This window comes from Paenibacillus chitinolyticus, from assembly GCF_045038035.1.
GTDB lineage: Bacteria > Bacillota > Bacilli > Paenibacillales > NBRC-103111 > Paenibacillus_F > Paenibacillus_F chitinolyticus_A.
Window position 1 is genome coordinate 4724227 of the sequence record NZ_CP173427.1, and the last position, 15786, is coordinate 4740012.

Sequence of the window (15786 nt, forward strand, 5' to 3'; positions counted from 1 at the left end):
CGGTAAAATAATTGTAATTTATGGTAGTTTAATGACTTGTACCATTCATTGAGTTGTATTGGAAAAATTTTCAATTTATGATACAGATGTATAAAATTTTTAAAGGAAGTGAGGTCGTTCAGTCGTTTAAAAACAGTGTCACAGGGTTACATGACAAACTTTATCTACATAAGCAATGCAAATAAACCGACACGGTTAGGAGTGTATGGGATGAGAAAACGCTTGATTAACACGGCCAGTTTATTAATGTTGATGTGTGCGGTTTTATTACTGCCCGGTAACGCCTTTGCCGCCGCTTACAGCATCGGGTCCGAGACGCCGTTTCCCGCTTCATCGGTTAAGGAACCTTATACCTCCGGCGATGTTACTTTTTCCAAAACGGGGCATCCCGTATTCGTTTCAAATGCGCCGGAATCCATTTATGATCATCAAGTAAACAAGACGTTATACCGGGACACCCTGAATGGTACGTTTAGATTTTGGTCCTCCCACAGAAATATGACGACCGGAAACGTAAAATTCTATTTGTACATTAAAAATCCATCTGCCACAAACTCCGTTAAATTGTACTTGATAAAGGATGGCTATGGAGATTCCAATGCGGGCGGGGATGTTACGAGAGCGGCTTCTACGGCAACTTCGGGCTTTATGGGCAAAAATGCCGGGGGAACCTATCTGGCAACTATAGAGCCGGGTCAAGGATACGCCTATGAATATTCCGCAGCGGGAGGAATTTCAAGTCAGAAAGCGATTGTGCATATCGCGGATTTCAGAGCAGTAGATGTAACTACGGGCAATGACGCCGCTGTGAAAATTTCAGATATTTCAACAAATACAGGAACAACGAATTTAGCCGCCTACGCAAATACGGCAACTATTGCCTCGACCAACTACAATGCCAAAACAAATGACGATTACCGGGGTCTGCTGCAATACTCAGGAAGAACTGCGGATATCAATCTGACCTTGACGAGCGCTGCACCTGCCAGATTTATAACGCAAAGCGACGATGGCGGGTATAAGGATGAACAAGAAACTCTCCTGTCAAGATGGAATATCGACGGAAACCCGCAAGATCAAGCTCCCGTATCCTTCAACGGTAAAATCAGGGTCGCTTACTGGTGTACGGACTATACGTACCATATTAACATTACCAATTCCAGCGGACTTCCGAATGTTTATACTTTGTATGGCAGCAGAACCAGCGGCGCATTTATCAATTATAAAATCAGTACAGTGACGAATCGCCATGTAGATAAAGGGAATGGCATTGTCATTCACGATACACCGACTTATACGCTTCATACGATCGTTCAGCCTTCAAACAACCTGCCATTATCCTTAGACTTTGTTGCCCAGTAAATCATAAAGATAAGCGAAGAAAAAGCGGAAATTTCCGCTTTTTTCTTATTTCTGTTGAACTTCTTACCCGCCTCTCTATGAATGAAAGCGGCTGGAATGATCAATATTAAGCCCCATATCCAAGTTATTTTTCCTAGTTGAGGAACGAACGTCCGGTCCATTCCCCTAACCCGCCCAAGAAAGGAGGAGAACGATGATGTGGAACTGGATGAAAAACCGTAAAACCGGCAGCCCGTTATCCGGCATTCCCATGCCCGAGCCGCGGATAACGGTACCGAGCCTTTATATAGAAGATATTTTGAGCGGCAAGCGGCTTTCCGCGGGAATCGAGGAAAATCTGAAGCTTTTTCAAGATGTTCTTCAATACAACGATGATCTGACCGTCCGCCGTTTTCAGCTGTTCGAAGGGACTTCCGCCGCTCTTGTGTTCTTCTCCTCTTTCGTGGACCAGGAGATGATCCGTTCTTATTTGATTAAGCCGCTTATGACTCATACGGAGCAGGAAGATTTGATTGTCGATTCCGAATCGCTGGCCTCCTACCTGACGGAGAAGGTCATTCAGGTGAGCCGGATCACGGAGGAAAATGCCCCTGACCGGATCATCGACGAATTGACCATGGGGGAAACCGTGCTGCTGGTGGACGGGATCGCGACGGCCTTCCTGGCGGATACACGGAAGATCGAAAAACGCTCGATCGAGCAGCCGCAGACCGAGCAGGTGATCCGCGGTCCCCGGGAAGGCTTCATCGAGCATTTACAGACCAATCTCGCCCTGATCCGGTACCGGCTGCAAACCGCCGATTTCCGTGTACATACGATGCACATCGGGCGCGTGACCAAATCGAAGGTGGCGCTCTGTTACATTCAGGGAATTACCCAACCGGCACTGGTCCATGAAGCCAAGAAGCGGCTTTCCTCCATTGATACGGATTCCATCCTGGATGCAGGGTATATCGAGCAGTTCATCGAGGATCATCCGCTCTCGCCCTTTCCGCAGATCCAGAATACGGAGCGCCCCGACAAGACCGTCGCCGCGCTTCTGGAAGGCAAGTTCGTTATTATGGTCGACGGCTCCCCCTTTGCGCTTATCGCACCGACAGTGTTCAGCCAGTTTTACCAGACCGTAGACGATTACACGGAGCGGTTTCTGATCGGCAGTATGATCCGGTTGATACGGCTCGTTGCGCTGCTGTTCTCGCTAGTGTTTCCTTCGCTATATGTGGCCGTCATTTCTTTCAACCCGGAAGTGATTCCCACGGATTTTGCCGTTGCCGTCGCCGGCTCCAGAGCGGGGGTACCTTACCCGGCCATGGTCGAAGTGCTGCTGATGGAAATCTCCATGGAGGTGCTGCGCGAGGCCACCATCCGCCTGCCGCAGCTGATCGGTGGGGCGCTTTCCATCGTGGGCGTCCTGGTCATCGGCCAGGCGGCCGTATCCGCCGGTTTCTCCAGCCCTATTACGGTCGTCATCATCGCCATGACCACCGTCGGTTCTTTCGCTACGCCGGCTTACAACGCCGCCATCGCTCTGCGGATGCTCCGGTTTCCGCTTATCGTGCTTGCCGGCAGCTTCGGGCTGTACGGCATCATGTTCGGGATGATTCTCATTACCAATCATCTGCTCAGCATCCGCTCGTTCGGCGTCCCCTATATGACCCCGATCACTCCTTTTAACGCGCAGGAATGGAAAGATACGCTGCTGCGCGGACCGATTTGGTGGATGAGCGACAGGCCGGGGCATTTAAAATCGTTCCAAACCAAAAGACGCAAGCATATCGACCGGTATTACCGGTCGCCGTCCTACTCCTGGGACAAGATTCCCGAAGACCCGGACCAAGGGGGTGTGCCGGATGAATGACCGGCGATTTACGAACTGGCAGGCCATGTGCATTCTCATCAGCACGATAGCCGGAGTCGGCGTGCTTCCCCTGCCGAGACTGGCCGTTGCCGCAGGCGAAACGGCCGCGCCGCTCGTAACGGTCGCAGGCATCCTGCTGGGCGCCCTGCTTGTCATGCTCTGGTCCTTGCTCGGGATGCGGTTTCCGGGCCTGTCCCCCGTGGCTTACAGCAAGCTGATACTCGGCAAATGGGCATCCGGCGTGCTGTTAGTTGTCATCGCGCTGTTCTATCTCGTCGCGACGGCCTTTTCTTTCCGGGAATTCAGCGAAGTAACCGGCAGTTTCGTTCTGCGGCGGACACCGCTTGAAGTCATCCTGTTTATGATGCTGCTGCTCGTTCTGGTATCCGCGCGCAAAGATATTTACTCGTTTACGCTGATCCACGCGTTTTATACTCCCTTCGTGGTAGGTCCCGCCGTGTTTATCATGCTGCTTTCGTTCAGTGAAGTGGATCAGCTGAATTTGCAGCCTTTTACGACTAATCCCGACTTAACATTCTGGATCGGCTCTCTGGGCATCACCACCCTGTTCCGGAACGTGGTGATCTACAGTTTTATCGTACCGCGTATGAAAAACCCGCAGAAAGCGCTCAAGGTCGGGTTAATCGGAACGGCGATTTCGGGAGGACTTTATCTGGTGATCGTAATCACCACCGTCGGCGTTTTCGGGGCGGAGGAAATCAAACGGCTCGTCTGGCCCACTCTGGAGCTTGGACGGGCGACGATCGTTCCGGGAGAATTTCTGGAGAGAATGGACGCCATTTTCCTCATCGTCTGGATTATTTCGGTCTTTAATTCCCTCCTGAGCGGGTATTATCTGATTCTCCTGATTATAAAAGAAGAATTGGGGCTCAAGGATCACCGGATGCTGGCGACTTTCCTGATGCCGTTCATGTTTCTGGCGGCCATGATGCCGCAGAACGTGATCCAGCTGTACAGGCTGAGCACCCGTCTTCTTCCCTGGGGTCTGATCGCCATGATCCTGATTCCTTCCGTTCTGCTGCTTATAGCGGGCATCCGCGGCAAAGGAGGCGTCACCCATGCACCCGACAAGGGCTAGGCTGGCGCTTCTGCTGCTGACCGTACCGCTGCTGTCTTTGCTCCTGGCCGGATGCTGGGATCAACAGGAGATCGAAGACCGTGCCCTCATTCTCGGCATGGCGATAGACCGGGCGGCAGATCCGGCCGACCTTGAAAGCAAGGACCGGGTCAATCATCTGGAGCCCAATCCGATTCCGGCGGACAAAATGATCCGCGTAACCGCTTCTATCGCCGTGCCCGGCCGCATTCCGCTCGGCCCCGGCGAAGGCGGAGGCGGAAGCGGCGGACAAGGAACAACCAAGCCGGTCTGGGTCGTTACCGTGTTCGGCCATACGGTTAACGACGCCCTGAACAATCTGCAGCAGCAGATTGCCGATCCCAAATTCCTTGTTCACCTGCGCGTGATCGTCGTCAGCGAAGATGTTGCCTACGATACCCTCGAACACATCAACGATTATTTCCGCCGCGATTCCGAGGTCCGCAGAAGAACATGGCTGCTTATTTCCAGGGGAGAGGCTGCCCGCTTCCTTAACGTCGCTCCTCCCCTGGAAAGAGTTCCGACGCTCTACGTGCTGGCCATGCTCGAAAAATCGGTCAAACTCGGCAAGTTTCCCCGCGATTATATCGGGACATTCTGGAGCACCCAGTCCAAGCAGGGGCAGGAAGGTTATCTTCCTTATGTCGACATCCGCCAGAAGGAGAATATCCTGATCGGGGGAATGGCTCTTTTTCGCAACAATAAAATGGTAGGAACTTCCGAGCCGCTGGAAATCGGAGCCTTCATGTCCGTCAAGCAGATGAATCCCGCCGGCTACTCCCCGCTTGTGAATGTGCCGGGAATCGGCCCGGTGATGACAACCACTACCCTGAGGAAATCGAAAATCGATCTGGAGATGAAGAACGGTTCCCCCCGCTTCAAAGTGATGATCTATCTGGAACAGGATCTGGAGGAAAAGTACTTTGAAGACACCGTAATCGACGAAAAGGCCATCTCCAAAATCGAAGAAGCGACAAGCAAGGAAGTGAACAAAATCATCGTAAACTTTATCCGGAAAACGCAGCGGATGAAATCGGATATCTTCGGCTTCGGGGAGTACATCCGGGCGAAAGAGCATGGATACTGGACGGCCCGTATCGGATCGAAGGAAAAGTGGGAAGACAAGTACGCCGATCTGCCCATCGAAGTTCAGAGTACGGTTCGCATCAACCGGACCGGCATGCAGTACAGATAGGAGGCGGTTTCCATCCTTAAAATCGGGTATTTGCATTATCTCGGAGGCTATTTTGCGATATCCGGGCTGATGCTCCTCTGGATCGACAAGCGTATTTATACCGTGAGCGGCTGGCATAAGGAAAAGACGTTTACCCTGTGGCTGGGTATCGTGCAGCTGGCGCTTGGCTTACTTTCGCTGGCGGCTCATTATTTCCTCCGGCATATCGCCTGGTAAATCCGCGGCAGTGTACAGGCACAACAACCCTCTCCTTCTAATAAACTGCTTGCAGGAGATTCGTTTGGAGAAGGGGATTATATATGGCCAAACAGGTTCCGTCCCGCAAAGCGCGGCAAGCATCACCACTTCCGGCGGGACTGCTCCGGGTGGACCCGCGATCCTCCGGGAGCATGACCCCGCCTCCCGGCGGCTCAACGGGAACGGAGGAAGCAATCTCCGCCTTGGATACCGCCGAAAGCCAGCAGCGCCTTTCCGCAGAGACCGGCCTTACCGACGGACTGACCGAAGAAGAACTTGAGGCACAAATCCATGCCAAAGCAGGCCGTTCCAACCCGCTGATCGGCGTACTCGTCAAAACGCTTCAGCCTTCCTCGCCCAACTTGTTCGGAGGAATCACGGCTTTTTGCAGAGAGCTGGACGAAGCGAGCAAGGAGCAGGGAGCCCGCGTTTTTTTCTTCTCCGTTGACGGCATCAAGCCGGGAAGTCCGCGAATAAACGGCTGGCACTATGCCTCCGGGAGCTGGAAAAAAGAAACTTTCCCGATTCCTTCCGTTATTTATAACCGGCTCACCTCGCGCATTCTGGAAAACCGGCCGAAGGTCCAGCAATTTTTCCGGGATGCCAAAGCAAACTACGGCGCCAAAGTGTTTAACGAGAAATATTTGAACAAAACGGAAGTGTTTCAGGCTTTAAAAGACGAAGCGGCGTGCAAAAGCTTTCTTCCCGAATCGTATCTCTTCAAAAACTATGCGATGCTGCAGTCTATGTGCAAAAAGCACGCCACGGTCTTCCTCAAGCCCGTGCTGGGAAGCCTCGGCAAAGGCATCCTGCGCGTCTCCGCCCTGGAAGGGGGATCGTACAGCTGTGAAATCCCTACGCTGAACGGCACGAGCCGCAAAGTGTACCCGAGTCTGCTGAAACTGTTCAACGCCCAGGCCGGGAAGCTGAAAACGAGCCGCTACCAGATCCAGCAGGGGCTCCAGCTCGTGCAGGCCGGCGGCCGCCCCGTCGATTTCCGCGCCCTGGTCCAGAAGGACCAGCGGGGAGAATGGGCGATCACGTCCGTCGTCGCCCGGATTGCGGGGGCCAATCACTTCGTCTCCAACCTGGCCCGCGGCGGATCGCTCAGCACGGTTAAGGAGGCGCTCGCCCGCACCTCTCTGCCGGCGGCGGACCACAAGAAGATCTCGGCGCAGATTCGTAAAGCGGCCCTTGCCGTAGCGGAAGGCATACAGACGCATATTCCCGCCCTGTTCGGCGAGCTCGGGGTCGATCTGGCTGTCGATACCGGCGGGCGGGTGTGGCTGCTGGAAGTCAATTCGAAGCCGTCGAAGAACGACAATACCGCGCTGGACGGGGGCAGTAAAATCAGACCGTCCGTCCGCAGGGTCATCCGCTATTCCAAATATTTGGCGAATCATTAATGTAAACGCAAGAAAACCCGAGACAAACAGAGGATAACGGAGAAAAAGCAGAATGAAAGGCTTCTCATCCGCTCACTAGTTCCTTTCCGGCTATTTCTAATAGTTTTCTAATTAAACGGCGCAAACCCAGACGAGGTCTGGGTTTGCGCTTTTTTATCCAATTAACCCCATCTTTGTGTGTGCTATACTGAGACACATCACGAGATGGAGGTACAAGACATTGAAAAAACAACTAGGAAAGAAACTCATCATCGCAAGTCTGAGCGCCGCAATCGCCCTCTCGGGAGGACTTACTGCTCTTCCTCAGCAATCGCACGCCGCCGTTTCTTCTTCCGCTTTCAAAGCGAAAGCCGATAAGATCATCACACTGGGTAACAAATACCTCGGCCGACCTTACAAATTCGGAGCCAAGACAGGCAACACGAGCTCCTTCGACTGCTCTTCTTTCGTTCAATATGTATATCAGCAAAACGGAATTAAGCTTGCCCGCGGTGCACGCGATCAGTCCAAAAACGGAGTCAAGATCAAACGCAGCGAGCTTAAACCGGGAGATCTCGTCTTCTTCTCCACTACCAAAACAATGAAATATTCCGCAAGCTCCGTTAACCGCATCGGTCACGTCGGGATTTATGCCGGCAATAATAAAGTCCTGCACACCTTTGGAAAAGGAGGCGTCACATACAGCAACATGGGTTCCGGCTGGTGGGACAACCATTACGTGACCGCAGTAAGAGTGATTAAATAATAACTCACACAATTCTTTTTTACTAGCGGAGGATTCTTTCTATGAAAAAAATAGCCAAGCTTATGCTGGGACTAAGTCTTCTTGCAGGAAGCAGTCTTAGCGCCGGCGCCGCCTTTGCAGAGACGGCACCAGCAATAACAACATCATCTACTATTATTACCACAGGCAATCCATATCTGAAACAACTTCCTTATTCCAGCCAAGGAAAAATTTATGGAACCGTGCCTAAAGGCACCCAATTGACTGTGCTCGAAAATACAAACAAGCAGTACGTTAAGGTAAAATATAACGGTCAAATCGGCTATATTTCCACCTTGTACTTAAAAGCGGTCGGCGGCGGAACTTCTACGGCTCCGGCTCCTTCTAAACCCGGCACTTCCGGTTCCGGCAGCGCAACCTGGAGCAAGCAGGCGGACAGCATTCTTTCGTTCGCCAAGTCTCTTCAGGGTAAAGTGCAGTACGTTTACGCCAAGAACGACACGAAGAACCTTATCTTCGACTGCTCTTCGTTCACGAAGTATGTGTTTAACAAAGAAGGCATCAATCTGCCTTGGGGCGCAAGAGCTCAGTATAAGCTGGGAACGCCCGTCAATAAGAGCGAGCTGCGCAAAGGCGATCTCGTCTTCTTTTCCACGACGGCAACTGCCGGTAACAAAGACACCGTCAACAAAATCGGTCATGTGGGTATCTACATCGGCGACAACAAATTCATCCACAACGTGAATCCGAAGGATGACGTTGTCATCGGCGATCTCAACAACACTTGGCAGAAAAATCACTACGTCGCATCGGCCCGCATTCTCAAATAATGCGACACGGCCTTCGAAACCGGGAGCTTGGCTCCCGGTTTTTTTGCGTATGCGGACTTCCAACCTCTGCTTGCACATTCATTGTATGACAAAAGGTTCCGGACCGTTCCCCCGCCGGAGAAGGATAGGCGCCGCGCCCCCCGTTTCCAACTCACAAACCGCTCCCGCCGGCCATATGATAATACAGTTTAACAAGAAGGGACTGGGAATCGTAATGGCAAAGCCCGTAATCGGCATCCTCACCTGGCGGGAGGGGCACTCCTTCAAGGAACCCGGCTATTTCCGTTCGCTGGTGAGGGAAGGCCAGAAATTAGGCGCCACCGTATTTATCTTCTCTCACAAAGATGCGTTCCCGGATAAAAAACAGGTCCGCGGCTATGTACCGGACGGAAACGGAAGCTGGACCAGCCGTATCTTCCCCTGGCCGGATGTCGTGATCGACCGCTGCCGGACGGCCCAAGAAGGCTACAGCGAATTCCGCAAACAAAAGCATTTTGTGTACGCCAATCATACGTTTACGAACAAAATGAGCGCGACCCGGCTTTTTTCGAACGAGGAAGAACTCAAGAAATGGATTCCGGCTACCGCCGATTATAACGCCGAAAACCTCGTGCGCATGTTCAAAAAACACCGGATTCTTTACATCAAACCCGGCAACGGAACCGGCGGCAAAAGCATCGTGAAAATTTCACGGGTGAAGGACGGCTACAGGCTGCTCGGGCGGACGAAAGGGTACGCGAAACGCAACGTCCTCTTCCGCAACCTCACCTCGCTCACGAACTGGCTCAACCAGTGGGTCCGCCAGGAGAGGATACGCAAAGGCACCTTTATGATCCAGCAGGGACTGGATCTGGAGCTTCTGCCGGGCCACGTGTCCGACATGCGGCTGCTCATCCAGAAGAACGACAAGGGCAAGTGGGAAGTTACCGGCGAAGGCATGCGCATAGGCGCCGTCAACAATCCCACTTCGAACCTGCACGGAGGCGGCCGCGCGTCCACCACGGAAGCCGTGCTTCACAAGCGTTTTACCCCCGAGAGGACACGCGAGATCATCGCCGAATGCCACAATCTGGCCCACGGGGTCGTCACCGTCATCGAGAAGCATTTCGGCAGAATGCTGGAATACGGGCTCGATATCGGAATCGATACGCGGGGCAGCGTGTGGCTGATCGAAGTAAATCCGAAGCCGGGGCGCGAGCTGTTCAAGAAAATGGGCCGCAAAGATCTGTACCTGCTTTCCATCCGCCGGCCGCTGCAGTATGCGCTCTATTTGAATGAAAAAGAACAGGAACAGGAAAAATAACCGCCGGCCGCCCCGGTCACCGGATCGCAAATCCGGTGGGGCGTTCCTTCTTAAGCGGTCTTGCGGTTAAAGCGAAAAAAGGATGCAGAAGATTCTCCTGCATCCTTTTTATGCGTTTTTTCCGAGCGGCTCCGGTCCTGCTGTCTATACCCTGGTAAGAGGCCGGGATTTAGGGCTCTTATGGGCGCTTCCTCTGCGGAGGATCATCCGGTTTGCTTTTTTGTACTTCCATATTTTCCGGTAGATGCTCTTGTCGTCCAGTTTTTTGAAAATAGATGCGTCTGGCTTGGTGTTCACTTCGAGTATCCAGGGCTTCAGCTCGCTGTCCAGCGCGATATCCACGCCGATCGCCGTTACTTTGGGATAGCCGGTCTCCATATATTCGGCGATTTCATGACCAAGCCGGTTCAGTTTTGCCACGTAATCCGACACTTGATCCTTTTGCAGATACTCTTTCAGAAGCTTCGAAATTTCCGTGGGAGTTCCGCCGCGGTGATAATTGGTCACAATCTTATCCGGGTGGGCTACACGGCCGATAATGCCTGTATTTTCCCAATCGCCCCGCAAATTTTTCTGTACCATGATCCGGATGTCGAAAGGCCGGCCCTTGCTCGTCAGAAGATGAATGCCCCGCTGAACGAGATGCTTCGTGTCCCCGAAACGTTTGGACATGGTGCTGTAAAGCTCATCGTACGTTTCGAATTTCTTTATCGTCTCATTGATCTGATACCGGTACCGGCCCTTAGAGCTGTATTCCACCTTGAAAATGCCCCGGCCGCCCGTTCCGTTGTTCGGTTTGACGTACACCATCCGGTACCGTTTAAGAAAGTCATACAGATGATCTTTCGTTGCCTGCGCCGTATCCGGCTGATACTTTTTCAGCTCCGAGTGCCGATTCAGAAATTGGGTTTTACCCAGTTTGGTATTGGGCAGAACGTTTTGTGAATCCATGGCCAGCCTCCCGTATTCTCCATATGCAAGTTGACGTGTAAGCGAAATCCGGCAAGTAAACCGGCGAGTTTGTTAGATCTATTCATCTGATTTCTATCATACGGCCGCATAAGGCAAAACGTGCGAATTCCGGGCCGCCCGCATACTTGGGCACTGCCCACCCAGACCGTGCGGTTTCGCTGCGCATACGATACCACGTAGTCCATTACGAAGGAGGTCATGCGAAATGTCAGGAGTTGTAGGCGGATACGGCGGCGGTTTCACAAGCACAGGTGCCATTCTGGTTCTGTTCATTCTGCTGGTTATCATCAGCAGATCGTTCCTGTACTAATCAGCTCAAACCGGCTGAAGCTTGAACGACAAGAAAGACCGTTCCCCCTTGGGGAAACGGTCTTTCTTTCATGAGTTGTGCCGGACAGGCATCGTACGGCAAGCAGTCTAAACGAACGAAAGCTTCTCGTACAAGCGCCCGACCGCACTGCGGGCGTCTCCGTTCAGCCAGTTCTCCACGACCGTATAATATACCGATCTGAAGTCGAGCTCCGCCTTCAAATCCCCCTTATCCAGCTTCGTGAGGCTCGGATAGGCCCCGTAAAGCCCGCCGCTCACTCCGCCTCCCAGCAGAAAAACAGGTCCCGCGGTACCGTGATCCGTCCCGCCGCTGCCGTTTTCCTTCATTCTCCGGCCGAATTCGGAGAACGCCATGACCATGACCTGGTCCTGGAGGCCGTGAGCTTCCAGGTCGCGGTAGAACGCGCCGAGCCCCCCGTCCAAGGTGGACAGCATAGCCGCATGGTGCGCCTTCTCGTTGGCATGGTCGTCGAACGGACCCAACTGCGTGTAGAACACCCGGGTCCCGGAGCCGGATGCCATGAGCTGCGCGGCAAGCTGCAGATCCTTGGCGAACGAGGTGTCCGGATAAGGCGCGCCTGCCGCATATCCCGGACGCAGAGAGCCGATCGCTTCCACGCTGCGGTAAGCTTCAATCCCGCTGGAGCAGGCAACCCGCAAGGGAGCGGCCTGCTTGTTCAGGTTGTACATATCCAGGAAAGCCTTGTTCAGACGACCGCGGTCCGGATCGGGGGGCTTGCTGGTAAAGATTTTATAGGAATCCAGCGCGGACACAACGGGAAGCGAAATGGAGTCGTGACGGAGAGCACGCGTCTCCGTCTTCCCGAGCTGGACGGCCCGGAGCGGATTCGCCGTATCCAAGGATGAAAAAGCGTAGCGCCCCAGCCAGCCGTCGCTGATCCGCTTCTCCGGCTCCCCGGTATGCCAGATTTCCATGGAACGGAAATGGGAATGGTCGGGATTCGGGTAGCCCACACCCTGGACAATCGCGACCTTTCCGCGCTGGTACAGCCCGTGAAGCTGCGTGAGACTCGGGTGCAGGCCAAGCTGGCCGTTAATATCCAGCACCTCATGCTGCTGGAGACGAAGACGCGGCCTGGCGTCGTGGTACGCTCCGATTCCGTAAGGAATCAGCGTATTGAGTCCGTCGTTGCCGCCGGAAAGCTGGACCACGACAAGCACCCGGTCTTTCGCTCCCGCAGGTGGTCCGGGCTTGAGCATATTTTTACTGTCCGCATAAAGCAGGGGGCCGCCAAAGCCGATGGCCGCGATGAGAGCCGTCCCCTTGATCAGAAAATCTCTTCTCGTTAAATTCATATCCATAATCCTCCGCTCACTTCATCTGAGCTTCCGGGCTGATGAGCAAAAGCTGCAGCAGGCTCCGTTTGCCGGCGGCCGGTTTTTTCGAGCTTACGATCGTCTCCGCCGCATACTGCGTCAGCACACTCATCGTGTTCTTGCCGAGCGGAGCCAGCCCTACGCCGCGTCTGCACCCCTCCACATAAGCTTCCGGACCGGTCTGCGCCCCCTGCGGGGCCAAAGACTGGAGCTGGTCTTCCGTGACGCGTTTGGCCACCTTCTCGGCGAACTGGTAGCGTGCGATCAGGCGGCTTGTCGCCAGCCAGGAAGCCCCGCCCTTCCAGCCTGATACATCCGGCGGCGCGTACAGCTCCATGCCCATAAGCCCCATACTCGCACGGAATACCGCCGTTAGAGGAAGCCCCAGGGTCCGCATCGTGCCGGCCACATACTCCGCCGGATTTTTCACAAGAGACAGCCGGTAGGCTTCCTCGTAAAATTCGTCCGAAGTAAACAAATCGTACAGCACGTCCCCGATCGACGGCATCTTCGCGATATTTCGGGCGACCCGGTCTACCCAGGCGTCGGGAGGATTTTCCGCGGCAAAATATTGGAGCAGTTTCGTCGCCAGAAACTTCGGGAGCGCCGCCTGCTTGAAGACGACGCGCACCACATCCGCCGAATCGAAATATCCGGCTTCGCCCAGAAAAACCTTATGTCCGGCATCGTGCCGCGCTTCCTGATACTGAACGATATCCGTTTTCCGGTTATAGCTCCATCCCGTCAAAGACCTTGCCGCTTCCTTCACATCCTGTTCGGTATAGTTGCCGATGCCGAGCGTGAACAGCTCCATCATCTCGCGGGCGTAATTCTCGTTGGGACTTCCCTTCTGATTCGTATAAGAATCCAGATACAGCATCATGGCCGGGTCTTGGCCGATTTCTTCGGTCAGCTTGCGGAAGCTGCCCAGGGCGTGCTGCCGGAACAGGTCGTTCTGCCGCACCATGAGCTTGATATCGCTCACTTTATATTGGGACGAAGCAAAATGACCGTGCCAGAACAGCGTCATTTTCTCCACCAGCGGAGCCGGCGAAGCAATCATCCGGTACAGCCAGTACGTTTGCTGATCGCCCACTCCCGTCACAATCAGCGGCTTGTCGTCGGCCTTTACCTCCGGGAACGCAAGGGCGGAAGCGGCTCCGTCGGCCAGAGGCTGGCCCGAGGTAAGCCTGCGGACCGTCTCTTCCCGGCCCAGCTTCAGACATCTATCCACTTCTCCCGGCGTAGCGGAAAAAGAAGCTCTCCCCAGCAGATGGAGGACTTCCTTTTCGGTCCAGGGTTTCATGTGTTGTACACCACCTAATTCTTTTACTTCCTACTTACTATACAACCAAAATATGACATGGGATTTAGGAACATGCTAAGAGAATGTTAGGAAAACAAAAACTCCCGAAACATTTGGGAAATGTCCGGGAGTTTTTGCCTGCTTGAATGAGTAAGAAGGAAGAAGTATTAGCAGCCGAAGTACAGGGAGTACTCGTGCGGGTGAATGCGGATCGCAACATCTTTCGCTTCGCCGCGTTTGATGTCGACATAGTTGTTGATGAAATCTTGCGTAAACACGTCGCCTTCCAGCAGGAAGTCGTGATCGGCTTGCAGAGCGTCGAGAGCTTCGTCCAGTGTACCCGGCACGCTGCGGATTTCGGACTTGTCTTCGTCGGACAGCTCGTAAATATTTTTATCCAGCGGACCGTAGCCGAGCGCACGCGGATCGATTTTCTTCTTGATGCCGTCCAGACCGGCCATCAGCATAGCCGCGAAAGCAAGGTAAGGGTTAGCCGTGGAATCCGGCGTACGGAATTCGATGCGGCAGCCTTTCGGCGTTACGGCCGCAACCGGAATACGGACCGCTGCGGAACGGTTTCCTTTGGAGAACACCAGATTAACCGGTGCTTCGTAACCCGGAACGAGACGTTTGAACGAGTTCGTGGACGGGTTCGTCAGAGCGATCAGAGCCGGGGCATGGTACAGAATACCGCCGATGTAGTGCAGCGCCATTTCGCTCAGGTTGGCGTAGCCGTTTTTGTCGTAGAACAGAGGCGTGTCGCCGTCGAAAATACTTTGGTGAACGTGCATACCCGATCCGTTGTCGCCAAAGAGCGGCTTCGGCATGAAGGTTGCGACTTTTCCGTACTGTCTCGCCGTGTTGTGAACGATATATTTGTATTTCATGAGATTGTCGGCCGTTTTGGTCAGCGTATCGAAACGGAAGTTGATTTCCGCTTGACCGGCTGTCGCCACTTCGTGGTGATGACGCTCGATGCGAAGGCCCGCTTCTTGAAGCAGACGGCACATTTCGCTGCGGATGTCCTGCTGGGTATCGACCGGTTGAACCGGCACGTAGCCGCCTTTAACGCCGACTTTGAAGCCCAGGTTGCCGCCTTCTTCTTTGCGTCCCGTGTTCCATGCGCCTTCTTCGGAATCAACGGAGTAGTAAGAGGTATTCATGCCGCTTTCGTAACGGACATCGTCGAAAATGAAAAACTCGGACTCGGGAGCGAAGTTCGCCGTCGTGCCTACGCCGGCCGTTTGCAGGAATTCTTCCGCCTTCTGTGCGATGCTGCGCGGATCGCGCTCGTAACGCTCGCCGTCCGGCGTGTGGATGTTACACATCACGATCAGTGTCGGGTGAGCCGTGAAAGGATCGACATAAACCGACTCCGTATCAGGCATCATGACCATATCCGACTCTTCAATGCCGCGGAAACCATGAATGGAGGAACCGTCAAAGGCAACTCCGTTCTCGAAAGTTTCTTCCTCGACTTCGCAAGCCGGGAGAGAAATGTGGTGCGCCTTACCTAAAAGATCCACAAAACGAAAATCGATCCACTCAATGTTTTTTTCCTTGATGATGTTCAAAACGTCCTGTACTGACATGTGTAAACCCTCCTAATTCCGTACATTCACAATGCTTTCCCTGTGTAATGTTCCAGTTTTCATTCGATCTTTTTTCATATTATATAGCGGCCGGAGAAATGTCGTCAATACTCATGTCAGGTATTTTTTTAAATAATGTTAGGTAATGTTACATGAAAAACAAAAAAACCGGATTTCTCCGGTTTTTAAGCTGTTTGTGGGGGAATTTCGCGGATT

At 53.4% G+C, this 15786-nt stretch carries 14 protein-coding genes; 10 read left to right on the forward strand and 4 right to left on the reverse strand.

The window, feature by feature from the left end; all coding sequences use genetic code 11:
* Positions 1–210 precede the first annotated feature (210 nt).
* The 9 genes from ACI48J_RS21325 (at position 211) to ACI48J_RS21365 (ending at position 10032) form a co-directional block, all read left to right on the forward strand.
* Positions 211–1362, forward strand: coding sequence for a hypothetical protein (locus ACI48J_RS21325; RefSeq protein ID WP_405080146.1), 1152 nt, complete (start codon positions 211–213; stop codon positions 1360–1362).
* A 193-nt stretch (positions 1363–1555) separates the two neighbouring features.
* Entirely contained in the window at positions 1556–3220 is a 1665-nt protein-coding gene (locus ACI48J_RS21330; protein ID WP_405080147.1) for a spore germination protein, read from the forward strand.
* Complete coding sequence (locus tag ACI48J_RS21335; protein WP_405080148.1) at positions 3213–4319, forward strand: endospore germination permease; 1107 nt, start codon at positions 3213–3215, stop codon at positions 4317–4319. Before ACI48J_RS21330 ends, ACI48J_RS21335 begins: the two co-directional genes overlap by 8 nt.
* The gene (locus tag ACI48J_RS21340) at positions 4300–5532 is read left to right on the forward strand and encodes a Ger(x)C family spore germination protein (protein WP_405080149.1); all 1233 of its coding nucleotides are present in this window, start codon (positions 4300–4302) and stop codon (positions 5530–5532) included. Before ACI48J_RS21335 ends, ACI48J_RS21340 begins: the two co-directional genes overlap by 20 nt.
* Positions 5533–5562: 30 nt before the next feature.
* Positions 5563–5748, forward strand: a complete 186-nt coding sequence (locus ACI48J_RS21345; RefSeq protein WP_326054512.1) for a CLC_0170 family protein — start codon at positions 5563–5565, stop codon at positions 5746–5748.
* Positions 5749–5831: 83 nt separating this feature from the next.
* Positions 5832–7175 (forward strand): YheC/YheD family protein, encoded by a 1344-nt coding sequence (locus ACI48J_RS21350; RefSeq protein ID WP_405080150.1) that lies wholly within the window; start codon positions 5832–5834, stop codon positions 7173–7175.
* Between the two features lie 220 nt (positions 7176–7395).
* A complete protein-coding gene (locus tag ACI48J_RS21355) occupies positions 7396–7920 on the forward strand; it encodes a C40 family peptidase (protein ID WP_009676065.1) in 525 nt (174 codons plus the stop codon).
* Between the two features lie 41 nt (positions 7921–7961).
* Positions 7962–8729 carry an SH3 domain-containing C40 family peptidase gene (locus tag ACI48J_RS21360; RefSeq protein WP_326054509.1) on the forward strand — a complete coding sequence of 256 codons (768 nt, stop codon included), beginning with the start codon at positions 7962–7964 and terminating at the stop codon, positions 8727–8729.
* A gap of 214 nt (positions 8730–8943) precedes the next feature.
* The gene (locus tag ACI48J_RS21365; protein WP_326054508.1) at positions 8944–10032 is read left to right on the forward strand and encodes a YheC/YheD family protein; all 1089 of its coding nucleotides are present in this window, start codon (positions 8944–8946) and stop codon (positions 10030–10032) included.
* A gap of 144 nt (positions 10033–10176) precedes the next feature.
* On the opposite strand, the gene ACI48J_RS21370 is transcribed toward ACI48J_RS21365, so the two are convergent.
* On the reverse strand, positions 10177–10983 hold the full coding sequence (locus tag ACI48J_RS21370; RefSeq protein ID WP_405080151.1) for a YheC/YheD family protein: 807 nt from the start codon (positions 10981–10983) through the stop codon (positions 10177–10179).
* Between the two features lie 226 nt (positions 10984–11209).
* Between ACI48J_RS21370 and ACI48J_RS21375 the strand changes: the two genes are divergently transcribed.
* Positions 11210–11314 carry a YjcZ family sporulation protein gene (locus tag ACI48J_RS21375; protein WP_326054505.1) on the forward strand — a complete coding sequence of 35 codons (105 nt, stop codon included), beginning with the start codon at positions 11210–11212 and terminating at the stop codon, positions 11312–11314.
* A 107-nt stretch (positions 11315–11421) separates the two neighbouring features.
* On the opposite strand, the gene ACI48J_RS21380 is transcribed toward ACI48J_RS21375, so the two are convergent.
* From ACI48J_RS21380 to glnA, 3 genes are all read right to left on the reverse strand, one after another.
* Positions 11422–12651 carry a DUF1501 domain-containing protein gene (locus tag ACI48J_RS21380; protein ID WP_405080152.1) on the reverse strand — a complete coding sequence of 410 codons (1230 nt, stop codon included), beginning with the start codon at positions 12649–12651 and terminating at the stop codon, positions 11422–11424.
* Positions 12652–12667: 16 nt separating this feature from the next.
* Entirely contained in the window at positions 12668–13978 is a 1311-nt protein-coding gene (locus ACI48J_RS21385) for a DUF1800 domain-containing protein (protein WP_405080153.1), read from the reverse strand.
* A gap of 167 nt (positions 13979–14145) precedes the next feature.
* Positions 14146–15570, reverse strand: coding sequence for a type I glutamate--ammonia ligase (glnA, locus tag ACI48J_RS21390; protein ID WP_405080154.1), 1425 nt, complete (start codon positions 15568–15570; stop codon positions 14146–14148).
* Positions 15571–15786 lie beyond the last annotated feature (216 nt).